This is a genomic window from Microvirga aerilata, from assembly GCF_016743775.1.
GTDB lineage: Bacteria > Pseudomonadota > Alphaproteobacteria > Rhizobiales > Beijerinckiaceae > Microvirga > Microvirga aerilata.
This window is the reverse complement of the sequence record NZ_JAEQMY010000003.1, coordinates 170,161-185,447: the sequence shown is the minus strand read 5'-3', so window position 1 is coordinate 185,447 and position 15,287 is coordinate 170,161. Positions and strand designations below refer to the sequence as shown.

General features: G+C 63.9%; 17 protein-coding genes, 1 tRNA gene and 1 pseudogene. 9 read left to right on the top strand and 10 right to left on the bottom strand.

The features are described from left to right. Positions 1 to 86: 86 nt before the first annotated feature. Together JKG68_RS03830 and lipB are read right to left on the bottom strand one after the other, a co-directional pair. Complete coding sequence (locus tag JKG68_RS03830) at positions 87 to 461, bottom strand: hypothetical protein (RefSeq protein WP_202055978.1); 375 nt, start codon at positions 459 to 461, stop codon at positions 87 to 89. An 89-nt stretch (positions 462 to 550) separates the two neighbouring features. Beyond that, positions 551 to 1,285, bottom strand: a complete 735-nt coding sequence (lipB, locus tag JKG68_RS03825) for a lipoyl(octanoyl) transferase LipB (protein ID WP_312890726.1) — start codon at positions 1,283 to 1,285, stop codon at positions 551 to 553. A 252-nt stretch (positions 1,286 to 1,537) separates the two neighbouring features. Here lipB and JKG68_RS03820 point away from each other — a divergent pair. From JKG68_RS03820 to JKG68_RS03790, 7 genes are all read left to right on the top strand, one after another. Then, positions 1,538 to 1,622, top strand: a tRNA-Leu gene (locus JKG68_RS03820). 226 nt (positions 1,623 to 1,848) lie between these two features. Further along, positions 1,849 to 3,273 carry a magnesium transporter gene (gene mgtE / locus JKG68_RS03815; protein ID WP_202055976.1) on the top strand — a complete coding sequence of 475 codons (1,425 nt, stop codon included), beginning with the start codon at positions 1,849 to 1,851 and terminating at the stop codon, positions 3,271 to 3,273. A 90-nt stretch (positions 3,274 to 3,363) separates the two neighbouring features. Then, positions 3,364 to 4,266, top strand: a complete 903-nt coding sequence (locus JKG68_RS03810) for a glycoside hydrolase family 25 protein (protein ID WP_202055974.1) — start codon at positions 3,364 to 3,366, stop codon at positions 4,264 to 4,266. A gap of 150 nt (positions 4,267 to 4,416) precedes the next feature. Beyond that, positions 4,417 to 5,328 carry a calcium-binding protein gene (locus JKG68_RS03805; RefSeq protein ID WP_202055972.1) on the top strand — a complete coding sequence of 304 codons (912 nt, stop codon included), beginning with the start codon at positions 4,417 to 4,419 and terminating at the stop codon, positions 5,326 to 5,328. 278 nt (positions 5,329 to 5,606) lie between these two features. Continuing rightward, positions 5,607 to 6,779: an isovaleryl-CoA dehydrogenase gene (locus JKG68_RS03800; protein WP_202055970.1), complete on the top strand. Its 1,173-nt coding sequence runs from the start codon at positions 5,607 to 5,609 to the stop codon at positions 6,777 to 6,779. Positions 6,780 to 7,015: 236 nt separating this feature from the next. Beyond that, the gene (locus JKG68_RS03795) at positions 7,016 to 7,720 is read left to right on the top strand and encodes a ribonuclease activity regulator RraA (RefSeq protein ID WP_202055969.1); all 705 of its coding nucleotides are present in this window, start codon (positions 7,016 to 7,018) and stop codon (positions 7,718 to 7,720) included. Positions 7,721 to 7,884: 164 nt separating this feature from the next. Further along, on the top strand, positions 7,885 to 8,715 hold the full coding sequence (locus JKG68_RS03790; protein ID WP_202055968.1) for a YdcF family protein: 831 nt from the start codon (positions 7,885 to 7,887) through the stop codon (positions 8,713 to 8,715). On the opposite strand, the gene JKG68_RS03785 is transcribed toward JKG68_RS03790, so the two are convergent. After that, positions 8,688 to 8,957, bottom strand: a complete 270-nt coding sequence (locus tag JKG68_RS03785; protein ID WP_202055966.1) for a DUF3253 domain-containing protein — start codon at positions 8,955 to 8,957, stop codon at positions 8,688 to 8,690. The genes JKG68_RS03790 and JKG68_RS03785 overlap by 28 nt on opposite strands. Continuing rightward, positions 8,950 to 9,642: a DUF599 domain-containing protein gene (locus tag JKG68_RS03780; protein WP_312890725.1), complete on the bottom strand. Its 693-nt coding sequence runs from the start codon at positions 9,640 to 9,642 to the stop codon at positions 8,950 to 8,952. The genes JKG68_RS03785 and JKG68_RS03780 overlap by 8 nt, the downstream gene beginning before the upstream one ends. A gap of 72 nt (positions 9,643 to 9,714) precedes the next feature. Between JKG68_RS03780 and JKG68_RS03775 the strand changes: the two genes are divergently transcribed. Further along, a complete protein-coding gene (locus JKG68_RS03775) occupies positions 9,715 to 10,122 on the top strand; it encodes a rhodanese-like domain-containing protein (protein WP_202055965.1) in 408 nt (135 codons plus the stop codon). Here JKG68_RS03775 and JKG68_RS03770 read toward each other — a convergent pair. From JKG68_RS03770 to JKG68_RS03745, 6 genes and pseudogenes are all read right to left on the bottom strand, one after another. Next, complete coding sequence (locus JKG68_RS03770; RefSeq protein WP_202055964.1) at positions 10,119 to 10,412, bottom strand: acylphosphatase; 294 nt, start codon at positions 10,410 to 10,412, stop codon at positions 10,119 to 10,121. The genes JKG68_RS03775 and JKG68_RS03770 overlap by 4 nt on opposite strands. A gap of 6 nt (positions 10,413 to 10,418) precedes the next feature. After that, positions 10,419 to 10,829 (bottom strand): DUF6766 family protein, encoded by a 411-nt coding sequence (locus JKG68_RS03765; RefSeq protein WP_202055963.1) that lies wholly within the window; start codon positions 10,827 to 10,829, stop codon positions 10,419 to 10,421. A 171-nt stretch (positions 10,830 to 11,000) separates the two neighbouring features. After that, positions 11,001 to 11,411 (bottom strand): annotated as a pseudogene (locus JKG68_RS03760) (gamma-glutamylcyclotransferase family protein); the annotation flags it as partial. 16 nt (positions 11,412 to 11,427) lie between these two features. Continuing rightward, a complete protein-coding gene (locus tag JKG68_RS03755; RefSeq protein ID WP_202055961.1) occupies positions 11,428 to 13,428 on the bottom strand; it encodes an acetyl-CoA carboxylase biotin carboxylase subunit in 2,001 nt (666 codons plus the stop codon). Between the two features lie 189 nt (positions 13,429 to 13,617). Beyond that, complete coding sequence (locus tag JKG68_RS03750; protein WP_202055958.1) at positions 13,618 to 14,031, bottom strand: hypothetical protein; 414 nt, start codon at positions 14,029 to 14,031, stop codon at positions 13,618 to 13,620. Between the two features lie 65 nt (positions 14,032 to 14,096). Continuing rightward, positions 14,097 to 14,351, bottom strand: a complete 255-nt coding sequence (locus tag JKG68_RS03745) for a hypothetical protein (RefSeq protein WP_202055957.1) — start codon at positions 14,349 to 14,351, stop codon at positions 14,097 to 14,099. Between JKG68_RS03745 and JKG68_RS03740 the strand changes: the two genes are divergently transcribed. Next, positions 14,350 to 15,279, top strand: a complete 930-nt coding sequence (locus JKG68_RS03740; RefSeq protein ID WP_202055956.1) for a ring-cleaving dioxygenase — start codon at positions 14,350 to 14,352, stop codon at positions 15,277 to 15,279. The genes JKG68_RS03745 and JKG68_RS03740 overlap by 2 nt on opposite strands. The last annotated feature ends 8 nt before the right edge of the window (positions 15,280 to 15,287 follow it).

Below are 15,287 nucleotides of genomic sequence, written 5' to 3'. Positions count from 1 at the left end.
TCGGCCCCGTGCGTCGAACCGGAGGGCCTCAAGGTCAGTACCTAGAACCAGGGAGGCCGCGCAACCGCGATCAGCAGCGCTTCACATCAGCCTTTCGCACGAATGACCGTTTGCTGGCGGACAGTGCCGCGCCCGCACCGGTAGGCTATGCCGCGCACCAGCGACCAATCCTGAGAGACCTGCTGCAGGTAGAGGTGGGTGCCGCCCAGCGCGACGGTTGCCTGAAGCATATCGTCGGTGGCGCGGCCGAAGGTCGATCGGCCGACGGTCACGCCGAAAGCCACATTGACCTGCGCATGGGTTCCGGTCGTCGGAGTGACGGGGCTGACCTCGCCGAGGCGCGTGCAGGCGCGAATATCGGCCGGCGAATCGACGATTTTGACAAGCTCCGTCGGCTCGGGCCGGTAGGCGCAGGCCGAGGCGGCCAGGGCGACGAGGGAGGCAAGGAAGACGCGTTGCATGAAAGTTCCGCCAGTGATCAGCCGTTTGCACCAGCTTAGAGCATGAAGCGGGGTTGAGGAGAAGCCTTGCCGTATCGCAGGCGAAAATCCTAGGAGCCGTTGCCCGGGAGCAACGGTATCTCCACCCTGACGGTCGGCCCGAAGATATCCTCGAAAGTTTTGCGCATCGCCGCATCGACCTCGGGCATCGTCACGGGAATGCCGAGATCGACGAGGCTCGTGACCCCGTGCTCGGTGACGCCGCAGGGAACGATTCCGGAAAAATGGGAAAGATCCGGCTCCACGTTCAGGCTGACCCCGTGGAAGGTGGCCCAGCGGCGCACGCGAATGCCGATGGCGGCGATCTTGTCCTCGGCGGCCTCGCCCTTGTCAGGCCGGCGCACCCAGACGCCGACCCGATCCTCCCGCCGCTCCCCGCGGATGTTGAAGGCATCGAGCGTCGCGATCAGCCACGCCTCCAGGGCGGCCACATAGCGGCGCAGGTCGGGAGCCCGGCGCTTGAGATCGAGCATCACGTAAGCCACACGCTGGCCGGGGCCATGATAGGTGTATTGCCCTCCGCGCCCCGTCTGGTGAACCGGAAAGCGGTCCGGCTCGACAAGGTCGGCCTCCTTGGCCGACGTGCCGGCCGTGTAAAGCGGCGGGTGCTCCACGAGCCACACCAGCTCGCGGGCCCTGCCCTCGGCAATGGCCTCGGCCCTGGCCTCCATGAAAGCAACAGCCTCTTCATAAGGAACGCGGCCATCGGAGATGGCCCATTCCACAGGCTCGGAGCCGCCTTCGGCGTAAAATTGTTTGGCCAAGCCGTCTCGCAGGTTCGACACCGATTCACCTTCTCGTGCAGGGTCCGGCACCAGAAGGCCTGCCCCATTATTTGGGGAGCGCAGGTCAACTCTCACGCTCCGGAAACTTTAGCTTATATAGTGGTTACAGAGGCTTATCGCCTATCCCCTGATCTGCAACGGAGCCATTCGGTCCTTTCAATGATGCCAAGCTTCATGGAAGGGCTTGCAGTGCCCCAATCGATCTGCTAGAGCGGCGACCTCTTCAGGAAAACCTTTCCTGACGACGAGTTCGCGGTCATGGCGGAATTGGTAGACGCACTACCTTGAGGTGGTAGCGGGGAGACCCGTGGAGGTTCGAGTCCTCTTGACCGCACCAATTCTTCAGCACCCCGTGTGCTGACGACAAAAGGCCCCTTCACGGGGCCTTTTTTGTTGACCGTCGCCGCATGGCACCGAAAGACACCTGAACCGTTTTCCCAAGCGCCTGCCTCGATCCTGCAGGAACATCCGCCAACCGATTCTCCGACAAAGCCTTTCGGGCACGTTGCGCAGGCTTGCGCACGCACCTAAAAGGCCGGTGACCCACCTTCTGAGGACGGCTCATGATGGAAGTCGAAGACAAGACGCCGCTTCCGCAGCCCGACGGGCCGGAGACCGAGGTCCTGGCCTTCCGGGACGAGGAGGGCGAGCTCAATCCGGAGTTCCTGGCCGCCGCCGCCGATGCCATCGACGCCTCCGAGGCCGAGCGCCTGCAGAAGCTGGTCGAAGACTTCCACGAATCCGAGCTGGGCGATCTCCTCGAAGCCCTGGACCCGGATCAGCGCCCTCGCCTCATCGAGCTTCTCGGCGCATCCTTCGACTTTGCCGCCTTGACCGAGGTGGATGAGGCGGTTCGCGAGGAAATCCTCGAGGAGCTCGAGACCTCGACCGTCGCGGAAGGCGTGCGCGAGCTCGATTCCGACGATGCGATCACGATTCTCGAGAGCATGCGCGAGGAGGAGCAGGCGGAGGTTCTCGATCAGCTTCCCGCCATCGAGCGCGTCGCGCTCCAGCGCTCCCTGGACTACCCGGAAGACAGCGCCGGCCGGCGCATGCAGACGGAGTTCATTGCCGTGCCTCCCTTCTGGACGGTGGGGCAGACGATCGACTTCATGCGGGACACGGCCGACCTGCCCGAAACCTTCTACGAGATCTTCGTCATCGACCCGGCCGGGCATCTCCTGGGCGCCGTGCCCCTGGACAAGCTTCTGCGCTCCAAGCGCCCGGTCACAATCCAGGAGATCATGAACGACGAGCCCGACCGGGTGGAGGCGACCCAGCACCAGGAGGATGTGGCGCGCCTGTTCGAGCGCTACAACCTCGTCTCGGCGGCAGTGGTGGACGAAGCCAACCGGCTCGTGGGCGTCATCCTGGTCGACGATATCGTGGACGTGCTGGAAGAAGAGGCCGACGCCGACATCAAGCAGCTCGGCGGCGTTAAGTCGGACGAAGAACTCTCGGATACCATCTTCTACATCCAGAGGAGCCGCTTTCCCTGGCTCTTCGCCAACATGTGCACCGCGCTGGTCGCCTCCAGCATCATCCGCCTCTTCGAAGGCTCCCTGGAGAAGATGGTGGCGCTTGCCATCCTGATGCCCATCGTCGCCTCCATGGGCGGCAATGCGGGCACCCAGACCATGACGGTCGCCGTCCGCGCTCTCGCAACCCGGGAGCTCGGCCGCTCCAACGCCTGGCGCATCATCCGTCGCGAGGCGGCGGTCGGCCTCCTCAACGGAGGGGTTTTCGCCATCATCATGGGCGCGTTAGCAGGCCTCTGGTTCCAATCGATGGAGCTGGGCGTGGTGATCGGCCTTGCTCTCATCACGGTCCTGGTCTTCGCGGCTCTTGGGGGCATCTTCGTGCCGCTGACGCTCAACCGCCTCGGGGTCGACCCTGCCGTCTCGTCAGGCCCCTTCGTTACGAGCATCACCGATATCGTCGGGTTCTTCTCCTTTTTGGGGATCGCGACCGCGTGGTTTAATCTGTAGTACTGTTTCGCGCTTTTGCCGTAAGGGCCTGTTAACGGTCTTCAGGCATCCCTGGTGCAGTCCAGTCCTGCGTAGATTACAGTTGAACCGATGAAGAATCGCCGCCGCTCCCCCAGCCGTTCCAAGAACTCTGGCCTGACGACGTTCGTTCGGGTTGCCCGGTTCGGCGCCCTTGCCGCTGTTGCCCTTGGGCTTGCCTCCTGCGCCATCGCGCCCTCCTCCTCGAGCCGCTACCCGTCGAAGGGCGATGCCCGGCCGCATGACGGCGTCGCAACCGCTCACCGGCTGCCGATTCATGGGGTCGACATTTCCAAGTGGCAGGGCGACGTGGACTGGGCGTCGCTGCGTCAGGCCGGCACCAAGTTCGCCTTCATCAAGGCGACCGAAGGCGGCGACCACATCGACAGCAAATTCCACGAGAACTGGGCAGCCGCCAAGAGAGCCGGCGTGCCGCGCGGCGCTTACCATTTCGTCTACTGGTGCCGCCCGGCCCATGAGCAGGCGGCATGGTTCAAGCGGAACGTGCCGCAGGACCCGGAGGCCCTCCCCCCGGTTCTGGACGTGGAGTGGAACGGCCAGTCCGTAAACTGCCCCAAGAAGGTTCCGCGCGAGCAGGCGCTCGCCATGATCGACGTGATGCTGCGCGAAATGGAAGCGCATACCGGCAAGCGGCCTATCATCTACACGGATATCACCTTCCATAAGGAGATCCTGGAAGGCGAGTACAACGACTATCCCTACTGGATCCGCAGCACGGCTGCCGAGCCGCATGTGCGCTACAACAACCGACGCTGGACCTTCTGGCAGTTCACGACCACCGGCCGGGTGCCGGGCGTGAAGGGGGACGTGGACCGGAATACGTTCTACGGCACCGAAAACCAGTGGCGCATGTTCGTCCAGAGCGCCTGCGACCCGCGCGATCATGGGCGTCTCAAGGCTCAAGGCGTCTGCCGCAACATGGATGCCGTTCAGACGGCAAGCATCGACGAATAGGTCAAGCCCAATCTCACTGCTTAAAAGCAAACTGAGAACAACATTTGCGCAAAGAGGCGGGATCTTATTTTTCTTGCCTCCCTCGATTGCTGAAAATTAAGCTATGCAGTAGGCCACCGAGCCGTTTTACTTTCAGCATTGAGTTTCAGCATGAGCAATTCTTCCGCTAAGAAATCTTCCGACGACAATTTCGATGACGAATTCGAAGGAGGATTTGGCAACAACATCTTCAGTTGGGGCCATGACAGCAATTTCAGCGTTCTCGAGGATGCTGGCGGCACCGACACCCTGACCGTCGCTGCGGCATCCACGGCGGTATCTTTTTCGGTTCTCGCCGACAGCGATGCTATTCGGCTGACCGTGGATGACAAAACGCTTACGATCAAGGATTACCTGGAGACCAGCGGCTTGATCGAGAAAATCGTCTTCTCGGACGGCGTCGTCTGGGGTTTCGAGGATGTGCAGAAGGCGATTCCTGGGCTGCCGCCTCTGAGCGACGACGATGGCGATGACGATCATGGCCATCATGCGGGAAAGCACATCAGGGGCGGCAGGCACGATGACCGGCTGACCGGAACCAGAAACGACGACAAGCTCAATGGCGGCAAGGGCCACGATGTTCTCATCGGCGGGAGCGGCCTCGACCAGCTCATTGGCGGCGATGGTCACGACCGCCTGAGTGGCGGCATTGGCGACGATGTGCTCACCGGGGGTAAAGGCCGAGACACCATGACGGGTGGCGCGGGGCAGGATACCTTCTGCTTCTCCGCGCGGAGCGACACCGGCCATAACAAGAGCGGTCGCGACGTCATCGTCGACTTCGTATCCGGCACGGACCGCATCGACCTGCACGGGATTGACGCCCACACCAAGGAGAAGGGCAACAGCGCCTTCACCGCCCTGGTTTTTGGAAAGGGTCCCTTCACGGCAGCCGGAGAGCTTCGCTACGATGCGAAGACGGGTATTCTGGCCGGCAGCACAGACAAAGATGCTGCGGCGGAATTCCAGATCCTGCTGAAGAACAAGCCTGCTTCTCTCGTTGCAGACGACTTGTTCCTCTGAGTTCCCGCGCAAGGTCAGGGTAGCCTGCCGGCAACCGGCTCGAACCTCCAGAAGCCCTGGAAGATCATCAGCGCCTTGAAACACGGCTCTCCGGCGAAGGTCGGGGAGCTTTTTCTTTGCCCGCTACAACCAATGGCCGGGCGTGGTGGTGACCGCCTCTGCTCTTTTCCTGATGATCAAGCCTTGATAAGGGCAGCAATGCTGACCAAAATGGTTGATCATAAAAGCAATCCATCGCGCACCCCTTCGGGTTGATGAGTGGAGCTGGGAGGAATCACATGCTGCCGAACGCTGCCAAAGGCTTCAATTTCGATCTCGGCGAGACCGCCGATGCCATTCGCGAGACCGTGCGCGATTTCGCGCAGGACAAGATTGCCCCGCGCGCCGAGGAAATCGACCGCACCAACCAGTTCCCGCGCGACCTCTGGCCCCAGATGGGCGAGCTCGGCCTGCACGGCATCACGGTGGAAGAGGATTACGGCGGCGCGGGCCTCGGCTACCTTGAGCACGTGATCGGCATGGAGGAGATATCCCGCGCCTCCGCCTCCGTCGGCCTCTCCTACGGCGCTCATTCGAATCTGTGTGTGAACCAGATCCGCCGCAACGGCAACGAGGACCAGAAGCGCCGCTACCTGCCGAAGCTCATCTCCGGCGAGCATCTCGGGGCGCTTGCCATGTCCGAGCCGGGCTCCGGCTCCGACGTGGTGTCCATGCGCACCCGCGCGGAAAAGCGCGGCGACCGCTACGTGCTCAACGGCAACAAGATGTGGATCACCAACGGCCCTACCGCCGATACTCTGGTGGTCTATGCCAAGACCGACCCGGAGGCAGGCCCCCGCGGCATGACGGCTTTCCTGATCGAAAAGGACTTCAAGGGCTTTTCCACGCATCAGAAGCTCGACAAGCTCGGCATGCGCGGCTCCGACACCTGCGAGCTGGTGTTCGAGGATTGCGAGGTGCCGGAGGAGAACGTGCTCGGTCAGGTGGGTCGGGGCGTCAACGTGCTCATGTCCGGCCTCGACTACGAGCGCGCCGTGCTGGCCGCGGGCTCCACGGGCATCATGCAGGCCTGCATGGACGTGGTGCTGCCCTATATTCACGAGCGCAAGCAGTTCGGCCAAGCCATCGGCGAATTCCAGCTCGTGCAGGGCAAGGTCGCCGACATGTACGTGACCATGAACGCCGCCAAGGCTTATGTCTACGCAGTCGCCAAGGCCTGCGACCGGGGCGAGACCACCCGCGAGGACGCCGCCGGCGCCATCCTGTATGCTGCCGAGAACGCCACCAAGATGGCGCTCGATGCCATCCAGCTTCTCGGCGGCAACGGCTACATCAACGACTACCCGACCGGCCGCCTGCTGCGCGACGCGAAGCTCTACGAAATCGGTGCCGGCACCAGCGAAATCCGCCGCATGCTGATCGGGCGCGAGTTGTTCGCCAAGACGGCCTGACCGCGCGGGCACATCAAGTCGCAATCGACCTTTTCGAGAACGGCCGGGCACAGATCCGGCCGTTCGTCTGTCCGGCAGCCCCGGACGCACAAGGCCTTCCCGCCCTTGAAGGACTGTTTACAGTGAGGAACGAATTCATAGAGATGCCAATAGGTCTGGGTTGAACGGCTTTCGTTGCGGTGGCGCTCGAGGGTATGGCCCGCTATGAAAGCCTATCTCAACGTCAGGAACCCCCCATGACCCTCGACAAAGCCATCGCCGACGCCCTGCGGGCCGCCTCCACCGCCACGATCACCACCGTGCTGCTGAAGAAGGGTATCCGCCGCTGCTGGATGAAGGGGCCGATGCCCGCCTTCAACGCCACGGAAAAGATGGTGGGTCGCGCCTTCACCCTGCGCTTCGTGCCCGCTCGTGAGGATTTGGCCACCCCGGAATCCTGGGCTTCCCCGATCTCCACCCGCGCGGCCATCGAGGACATGCCGGAAGGCTGCATCGCCGTGATCGACTCCATGGGCGTCACCGATGCCGGCGTGTTCGGCGACATCCTCACCGCCCGCATGAAGAAGCGGGGCGTGGCCGCCTTGATCACGGACGGCGTGGTGCGCGATGCGGTGGGCGTGGAAGGCACGAACCTGCCGGTCTGGTGCGCGGGCGTCGCCGCCCCTCCGTCAGTGGCTGGCCTCACCTTCGTGGGCTGGCAGGAGCCCATCGGCTGCGGCGGCGTCGCCATCTTCCCGGATGACGTGATCGTCGCCGACCGGGACGGCGTCGTGGTGATCCCGGCCGCCATGGTGGAAGAGGTCGCCAAGGCCGCCGTGGCGCAGGAACACTACGAGCTATGGGTCATGCGCGAGGTGGAGAAGGGCGTTCCCCTCCCCGGCCTGTATCCGCCCAATGCCGAGACCAAGGCCCGCTACGAGGCCGAGCTGAACAAGTCTTGAATCGGTAGCGCTTCACAGAAAACCTTTGCACGTCATGGCCGGGCCTGTCCCGGCCATCCCGATCCTATGAACCGACGAGCTCTTCCGATCGGGATCACCGGCACAGGGCCGGTGATGACGGTGGAAGTGATGTTCAGCGAAGGCATCAACAACGAGGATGGCGGGTGTTCTACTACGTCTCGAAAATCGCGTGGTTCTTCGCCACGCCATCCAACCTTCTGATCAGCCTCATCCTTCTGGGGCTGGCCTTGGCCTGTTTCAGGAGGCTGCGGACGTTCGGCATCGGCGTGAGCCTGGTCTTCACGCTCGCCACCATCGCCCTGGGCCTGCTCCCTCTTGCCAGCTACATCCTGCTGCCGCTGGAGGAGCGCTTCCCTCCCTTCCGGGACGACGGCAAGCCGGTGGACGGGATCATCCTGCTCGGCGGCTCCGTGGAAGCCTCAGATTCGGCGGCCCGAGGCCGTCTCGTGGCCAATGAATCGGCCGAGCGCGTGCTCGATACGATCCAGCTTGCCCATCGCTATCCGACTGCCCGCATCCTGATCTCGGGCGGGGGCGGAACGGTCTTCGGCGATGGCGCAGCCGAGGCTCCCGTCATCGCAGGCTACTTCAAGAGCATCGGGATCGATCCCGCCCGCATCCTGGTGGAAGACCGCTCCCGGACGACTGCGGAAAACGCAACCTTTTCGCGCGAGCTGGCAAAGCCCCGGGAGGGCGAGCGCTGGCTTCTCGTCACATCCGCCTGGCACATGCCGCGCGCGGTCGGCGTGTTCCGAAAGGCGGAGTTCACGACCGCGCCCTATCCGGTGGATTTTCGCACCGCGGGCGGTTCCAGAACGCATCGTCCCTTCGCCTTCATCTCGGAAGGGCTGCGCCGGCTCGACATCGGGACGAAGGAATGGGCGGGCCTCATCGGTTATCGCCTGACAGGACGCACAAGCGAGCTGTTTCCAGGTCCTCAGGCGTCTCAAGCAGGCGGCATCGCAAGCCGGTAGGTGCCTCTGAAATCGTCCGGGTCCACCGGGCGTCCTTTCCGCAGGATCACGATGCGCCCCTCCTTCATAAGGCGCACGGCCACCTTGCGCACCGGCTGCATCAAGGGCCCCCACCCTTCCGGCTGGTTGCCGCCGATGGCCTGGGCCACATCCGCCGGGCCGATGGTCTTGCCGGGGCCGCGCTCTTCCAGGAGGGCGAGCATGGCGGCCTCCAGTTCTTCCGGGTTCAAGGTCTTAGACATTGGCCTGCCTCGCTGCTGCATCCAGGGCATCGGAGGCGAACTGCCGTCGCCACATCACCAGAAGAACGCCGGCCGTTGCGCCCATGAACAGATAGGCGCTGATGAACCAGCCGAGATAGGCAAGCGAGAAGAAGAAGGCCCGCTGGCCTCGGTTGAAATGCTTGCCGGCCACGGCGTTCATCGCGGCGGCCTGGCGCGCCACCGCAAGCCCCTCCTCGCGGCTGCTTTCCTTCAGCACCGGAACGGCGCCGACGATGATCGCCATGTAGTTGAAGAGCCGGTACGACCAAGCGAACTTGAAGAAAGCATAGACGAAGATCACCGCCAGCCCCACCACCTTGATGTCCCAGGCCAGCCGCGTCGGCGGCTCGCCGAAGGGCAGATCGGCAAACACCGGCAGAACCGCATCGGTGGACCGCAGGAGCGCCAGCACGCCGCCGATGGCGATCAGCGAGGTGGAGGCGAAGAAGGCGGTGCCGTTCATGAGCGAGGTCAGGATCGTAGTGTCGACGATCCGGTTCTCACGCACCACCATCTGCTCCATCCAGCGATAGCGGTACTGATTCATCACCTTGTTCAGGCTCTTCTGGCCCGCAGGTGTGAGCTCGACGGCGGCGTGATAGCCGAACCAGGCCATGAGAAAGAACACGAAGGCGGCGTAGTCGAGATTGGTGAAACCCAGCACTCTTCGTCTCCGGTTGACTCTGCCGCCATCATGCCCAGTTTGTTCGGAGCATCAAAGGGGAAGCAGCCCGCCATGCCTCAAACCATCACACGCGGCTACAAGACATTGCTCGACGAGGCCAGCGCAAAGATCAGGACGCTCCCCGTCGCCGAGGCCATGGCCTTGCATGGCAGCGAGGATGTGGTCTTCGTGGACCTGCGCGATCCGCGGGAATTGGATCGCGAGGGCCGCATCCCCGGCGCCGTGCATTGCCCCCGGGGGATGCTGGAATTCTGGATCGACCCGGACAGCCCCTACCACAAGCCCGTCTTTGCCCAGGACAAAACCTTCGTGTTCTTCTGCGCCGCAGGCTGGCGCTCGGCTCTGTCGGCGGCGACGGCGCAGGATATGGGGCTGAAGCCCGTCGCCCATGTGGAGGGTGGCTTCACGGCCTGGAAGAACCAGGGCGGTCCGGTCGCGACCCCAGAGGCAAAAGGCTAGCCGGTTGCGCGAACCTCGAAGCGCTCGAAGGGGCCTGCGGCCTCCCGGCCGCCATCGACCCGCTCGATCCGCTCCACCACGGATCCCCGGGGTCCTTGCCCGCATGCCTTGAGGGTGGCCTCCACCAGGTCCTCAGGGCCGGAGAAAACGGCCTCGACCGAGCCGTCACGCCGGTTGCGCACCCAGCCTTTCAGCCCATGCAGCTCGGCCTGATGCTGCGTCCAGGCGCGGAAGCCCACGCCCTGGACGCGTCCATGGATGAGAACGTGAACGGTTCGGCTCTCAGTCATCGTCCCTCAGCGGTGCGCGTGGCGGGCATCGGTGTGGCGCCCGGCATAATCGTCATCGAGCGTCTGGATAATGCGCTCCGCATTCTGGGGATCCACCTTGCGCAGGATCTCGTCGATCTTGGCTTCCATCCGGTCATCGCCCTCCTTGGATTGGGGCGAGCCGACATAAAGAAGGATCGCGAGCCCGCCCACCTGCCAGAGCAGCTGCAGGAACTCGGACTGCCAGTTCTCGAAGGTATCCCGGGACATCTCGACGAGATAGTCGGAAACCTGGATCGGCTGAGCGTGTGCCTGTTGCTCGCTCACATAGGCAAACCAGCCGAAGAGCCAGTGGCCGACAAAGGAAATCAAGAAGAAGCCGAGGGTTACCCAGGCGAAGCCATAGCCTTTCCAAATCGAATGGGTTTTCGTGTTCATTACCGAACCTCATACGCATTACGGCGATTCAACGCGCGCATACGGCAAAGGTTCTTGGGCTAGGAAAACGTGCCCTCAGCGAGCTCTGCGGACCGTGCCCGATGGCGCGCTCCAGAGTGGACGGACCTTCGGCTGTTGTGGCGCCGGGGCGGAGGTTTGCAGCTTGGGCAGCCAGGTGCCGAGGCTGCGGATGTAGTCATCCGGCAGGCCCGCATGCGTGGCGGCTTCCACCACCCCTTCCATGTAGCCGGGAAGAGGCGTTCCCGGCTTGGCGCTTCGCCCGATATAGACCACGGCGCGGCGCGGCCCCTTTGCCGTCACGACGGGCTGGACGACCTTGGTGTAAAGGCCGTTCGAGAGGCTCTCATATCGGTCGAGCGCCGGAACGTCCGCCAGGGCGAGATCCCATACCATGCCCCAGACGACGCGGTGCGGATCCCGCACCACGGACGCATAGCCCTCATCGAAGATCATGAAGCGGTGCCGCATGAGCCGCGCGATCCCAACCGCCTTCGAGGCTGGGCAGCGCTGGAGCATGGCGGCCTGATCCATGTTGGACCCATAGGCGAAATAAAGGGGCATCGGCTAACGCCTCAACCTATGCGAACTCCAGGATGACGGCATCCACGGCAAGGCTGTCGCCCTCCTTGGCGTGGATCTTTGAGATGGTGCCGTCGCGCTCCGCGCGCAACACGTTCTCCATCTTCATCGCCTCCACGATGCAGAGCGGCTCGCCCGCCTTCACCTCCTGGCCCTGGGCAACGCTGATCGCCTTCACCAGGCCCGGCATCGGGCAAAGGAGCTGCTTGCCCGTGTCGGCCTCCAGCCGCTCCGGCATCAACGCGGCGAGTTCCGCCTCGCGCTTCGTGTAGACGCGCACCTCGGCGGATGCGCCCGCATGGGACAGCACCACCCCGTTCAGGATGGGCCGCACCTGCACGGCGACGGGCTCGCCACCCACCGTGCCGGTCCAGACCGGCTGACCGGGCGTCCAGCCGGAGACGATCGGCCAAGCCTGGCCGGCGATGACCACCGCAAAGCCGCCGTCGATGTCCTCGACCGTTGCCTCATGGCGCGCCTGGCCGAGGAGCACCACGCGCTCGCGCTCGAAGCGCACGCTGGAGGCAGGCCTCATCTGACCCGAGATGTGCCGCTTGCGCTCGTTGAGCAGGTGATCGATGGCAGCCCCCACCGCCGCCATGCGAAGCGCCACCTCTCCCTCCGGCGCAGGCGCCTTGAAGCCGTGCGGGAACTCCTCGGTGATGAAGCCCGTGGAGAGCTGGCCGGACTGCCAGCGCGGATGCTGCATCAGGGCCGAAAGGAACGGGATGTTGTGGCGGATGCCCTCGATGGCGAAGGCGTCGAGCGCCGTCGCCTGAGCCTCGATGGCCTGAAGGCGGGTCGGCGCATGCGTGACCAGCTTGGCGATCATCGGATCGTAGTAGATCGAGATCTCGCCGCCCTCATAGACGCCTGTGTCGTTGCGAACCGTGACGCCGTCCTGCTCGCCTTCCTGCGGGGGGCGGTAGGTGACGAGGCGGCCGGTGGACGGCAGGAAGTTGCGCACCGGGTCTTCCGCGTAGATGCGGCTTTCCACGGACCAGCCGGTGAGCTTCACGTCAGCTTGGGTCATCCGCAGCCGCTCGCCGGCGGCCACCCGGATCATCTCCTCGACAAGGTCGATGCCGGTGATCATCTCGGTGACCGGATGCTCCACCTGGAGGCGGGTGTTCATTTCGAGGAAGTAGAAGGACTTGTCCTGGCCCGCCACGAACTCCACGGTGCCTGCGGAGTCGTAGCCCACGGCCTTGGCCAGCGCCACGGCCTGCTCGCCCATGAGACGGCGGGTGGCCTCGTCGAGGAGCGGGGATGGCGCCTCCTCGATGACCTTCTGGTTGCGGCGCTGGATCGAGCACTCGCGCTCGCCCAGATAGATGACATTGCCGTGCTTGTCGCCGAGCACTTGGATCTCGATGTGGCGCGGATCGGTAATGAACTTTTCGATGAAGACGCGGCTGTCGCCGAAGGAGGAAGCCGCCTCAGACGTGGCGCGGGCGAAGCCCTCGGCCACCTCGTCGGAGGAGTAGGCGATGCGCATGCCCTTGCCGCCGCCGCCGGCGGAGGCCTTGATCATCACCGGATAGCCGATCTCGTCGGCGATGGTGACCGCCTGCTCCGGGCCCTCGATGACGCCGAGATAGCCCGGCACGGTGGAGACTTTCGCGGCGGCTGCAGCCTTCTTGGACTCGATCTTGTCGCCCATGGCCGCGATGGCGCCAGGATTCGGGCCGATGAAGACGATGCCGGCCTCGGCCAGCGCCTTCGGGAAGGCCTCGCGCTCGGACAGGAAGCCGTAGCCCGGATGGACCGCCTGGGCGCCGGTGGCCTTACAGGCCTCGATGATCTTCTCGATCACCAGATAGGATTGAGCCGCGGCTGCCGGGCCGATATGGACGGCCTCGTCGGCCATCTCCACATGAAGGGCATCCCGGTCCGCATCGGAATAGACGGCAACCGTCTTGATGCCCATGCGCCGGGCGGTCTTGATGACCCGGCACGCGATCTCGCCCCGGTTGGCAATCAGGATCTTATCGAACATGAACCCTCGAACGCTCCGCCCTACGGCGCATCGTGCGGATCCAGAGGGCCACGTTAGTGGAAAGTGGCCCTGATTTTCCGCTCAGAACAATGCGCTCAACAAAAAGTTAGCCCCACCTCCGTTACTGCACATCGGCGCATTCGGGAAGCGGGGCCAGCTTCAGCATTTAGCGCTAGATGAGAACGGCCTTCAGGCGGCCATCTGGGAGAGCCTCGCCTGTTGGCGTCCGCGCATGATGAAATCGAGCAGCGCCACATCCACGTGACCCGCCGCATCGAGGATCCCGTAGGCGATGTTCATGGCATTCGGAGAGGGGCCGCTGATCTCGAGAACGGTGGAAAGCCACAGGGCATCGTCGCCGCTGACCGCTCCTTGAGGAGCCCGGTTCCAGACGATGAAATCGACCACGAGCTTGGTCAGAACCCTGCCCCAGCTCTCGGCCGCTTCGACCGCACGGTCGAGGGCCAGCAGGGACTCGACCTCGATGCGGCTGGCGATGCCGCCCTTTAGGATGTCCTCCTGGAGCTTTGTCACGTCCGCATCCGACACGCGGCCGGTCTCGGCAACACTGTCGATGAAATCGCGAAGCCTGTCGTTCAACATCCGTTTGACTCCCCCCGGCTTCTCTTTTGCTCAAGGCCGGTTGATCACTTGAATGAGGATGAACTTCACACGCCCGGCAGGCCTAAACCGTTAACGCGACATGCTGAATCGCCGTTGAGGTTAAGCGTTGTTGAGACTCTTTGGTTGCTGGAATCTTGCCGCTGCGGATTCTCCAGGAATCGTGCGGCTTTGCCGGTGAGGCTCCCGGAGCTTTGCAATCGCGCAAGGTCGCCCTTTCCGCCCTTCACCGCCTCCTCGTGGTACTTATGTCCTAAGCCGAGCAGCGCAAACCGCGCCTGCCTGTTAAGGAACACCGCCATGCGGCACCACGGCATTCATCACGTCACCGCCATCGCAGGCCCAGCCCGCCGCAACCTCGATTTCTACACCCGCGTCCTTGGCCTGCGTCTCGTCAAGAAGACCGTCAACTTCGACGATCCCGGCACCTATCACCTCTACTTCGGCGACAGCCTCGGCCAGCCGGGCTCGATCCTCACCTTCTTTCCCTGGGAGCATGTGGCACCCGGACGGAACGGCATCGGTTCGACCCAGGAAACGGCCTTTCGGGTGCCCGAAGGGGCTCTGGGCTACTGGGCTCATCGGTTCATCGAGCAGGGCGTCGAGCACGGCACCGTGGAGAAGCGGTTCGGCCAGAGCGTCCTGACCTTCAAGGATCCGCACGGGACGAGTCTCGCGCTCGTCGGCATCCCGGGAGCCGATTCCGAAGCCGCGTGGGCTGCGGGCGACATCCCGGCCGAACATGCCATCCGGGGTCTGGAGGGCGTGACGCTCCTCGTCGAGAACGGCGAGCTGACGGGCGCGATCCTGACCGACGTCTTCGGCTTTCGCGAGACGGCCCGCGACGGCTCCCTCGTCCGCTACAAGAGCGATGCGGTCATGGGCAGCACGGTGGTCATCCGCAGCGCCGGCGGGTTCCTGCCGGGCCGCATGGGCGGCGGCTCCGTTCATCACGTGGCCTTCCGCGCCTCTGACGATGCCGATCAGGCCGAGATGGTGAGGAAGCTTGCCGAGAATCACGGCCTTCATCCGACGGAGCAGAAGGACCGCAACTACTTCCGGTCCGTCTACTTCCGCGAGCCGGGCGGCATCCTGTTCGAGATCGCCACCGATGAGCCAGGCTTCGCGGCCGACGAGGCACAGGATCAACTGGGTGCGGAGCTGAAGCTGCCAGCCTTCCTGGAGCCCCGGCGCCGCGAGATCGAGGCCCACCTGCCGGAACTGGCATAGAAGCCCTC

Bases quoted from the DNA above. Each gene is read 5' to 3' on its own strand.
- JKG68_RS03830 (WP_202055978.1), bottom strand. From the start codon at position 461: ATGCAACGCGTCTTCCTTGCCTCCCTCGTCGCCCTGGCCGCCTCGGCC.
- mgtE (WP_202055976.1), top strand. From the start codon at position 1,849: ATGATGGAAGTCGAAGACAAGACGCCGCTTCCGCAGCCCGACGGGCCG.
- JKG68_RS03810 (WP_202055974.1), top strand. From the start codon at position 3,364: ATGAAGAATCGCCGCCGCTCCCCCAGCCGTTCCAAGAACTCTGGCCTG.
- JKG68_RS03805 (WP_202055972.1), top strand. From the start codon at position 4,417: ATGAGCAATTCTTCCGCTAAGAAATCTTCCGACGACAATTTCGATGAC.
- JKG68_RS03800 (WP_202055970.1), top strand. From the start codon at position 5,607: ATGCTGCCGAACGCTGCCAAAGGCTTCAATTTCGATCTCGGCGAGACC.
- JKG68_RS03795 (WP_202055969.1), top strand. From the start codon at position 7,016: ATGACCCTCGACAAAGCCATCGCCGACGCCCTGCGGGCCGCCTCCACC.
- JKG68_RS03785 (WP_202055966.1), bottom strand. From the start codon at position 8,957: ATGTCTAAGACCTTGAACCCGGAAGAACTGGAGGCCGCCATGCTCGCC.
- JKG68_RS03775 (WP_202055965.1), top strand. From the start codon at position 9,715: ATGCCTCAAACCATCACACGCGGCTACAAGACATTGCTCGACGAGGCC.
- JKG68_RS03770 (WP_202055964.1), bottom strand. From the start codon at position 10,412: ATGACTGAGAGCCGAACCGTTCACGTTCTCATCCATGGACGCGTCCAG.
- JKG68_RS03765 (WP_202055963.1), bottom strand. From the start codon at position 10,829: ATGAACACGAAAACCCATTCGATTTGGAAAGGCTATGGCTTCGCCTGG.
- JKG68_RS03755 (WP_202055961.1), bottom strand. From the start codon at position 13,428: ATGTTCGATAAGATCCTGATTGCCAACCGGGGCGAGATCGCGTGCCGG.
- JKG68_RS03750 (WP_202055958.1), bottom strand. From the start codon at position 14,031: ATGTTGAACGACAGGCTTCGCGATTTCATCGACAGTGTTGCCGAGACC.
- JKG68_RS03740 (WP_202055956.1), top strand. From the start codon at position 14,350: ATGCGGCACCACGGCATTCATCACGTCACCGCCATCGCAGGCCCAGCC.
- JKG68_RS03745 (WP_202055957.1), bottom strand. From the start codon at position 14,351: ATGGCGGTGTTCCTTAACAGGCAGGCGCGGTTTGCGCTGCTCGGCTTA.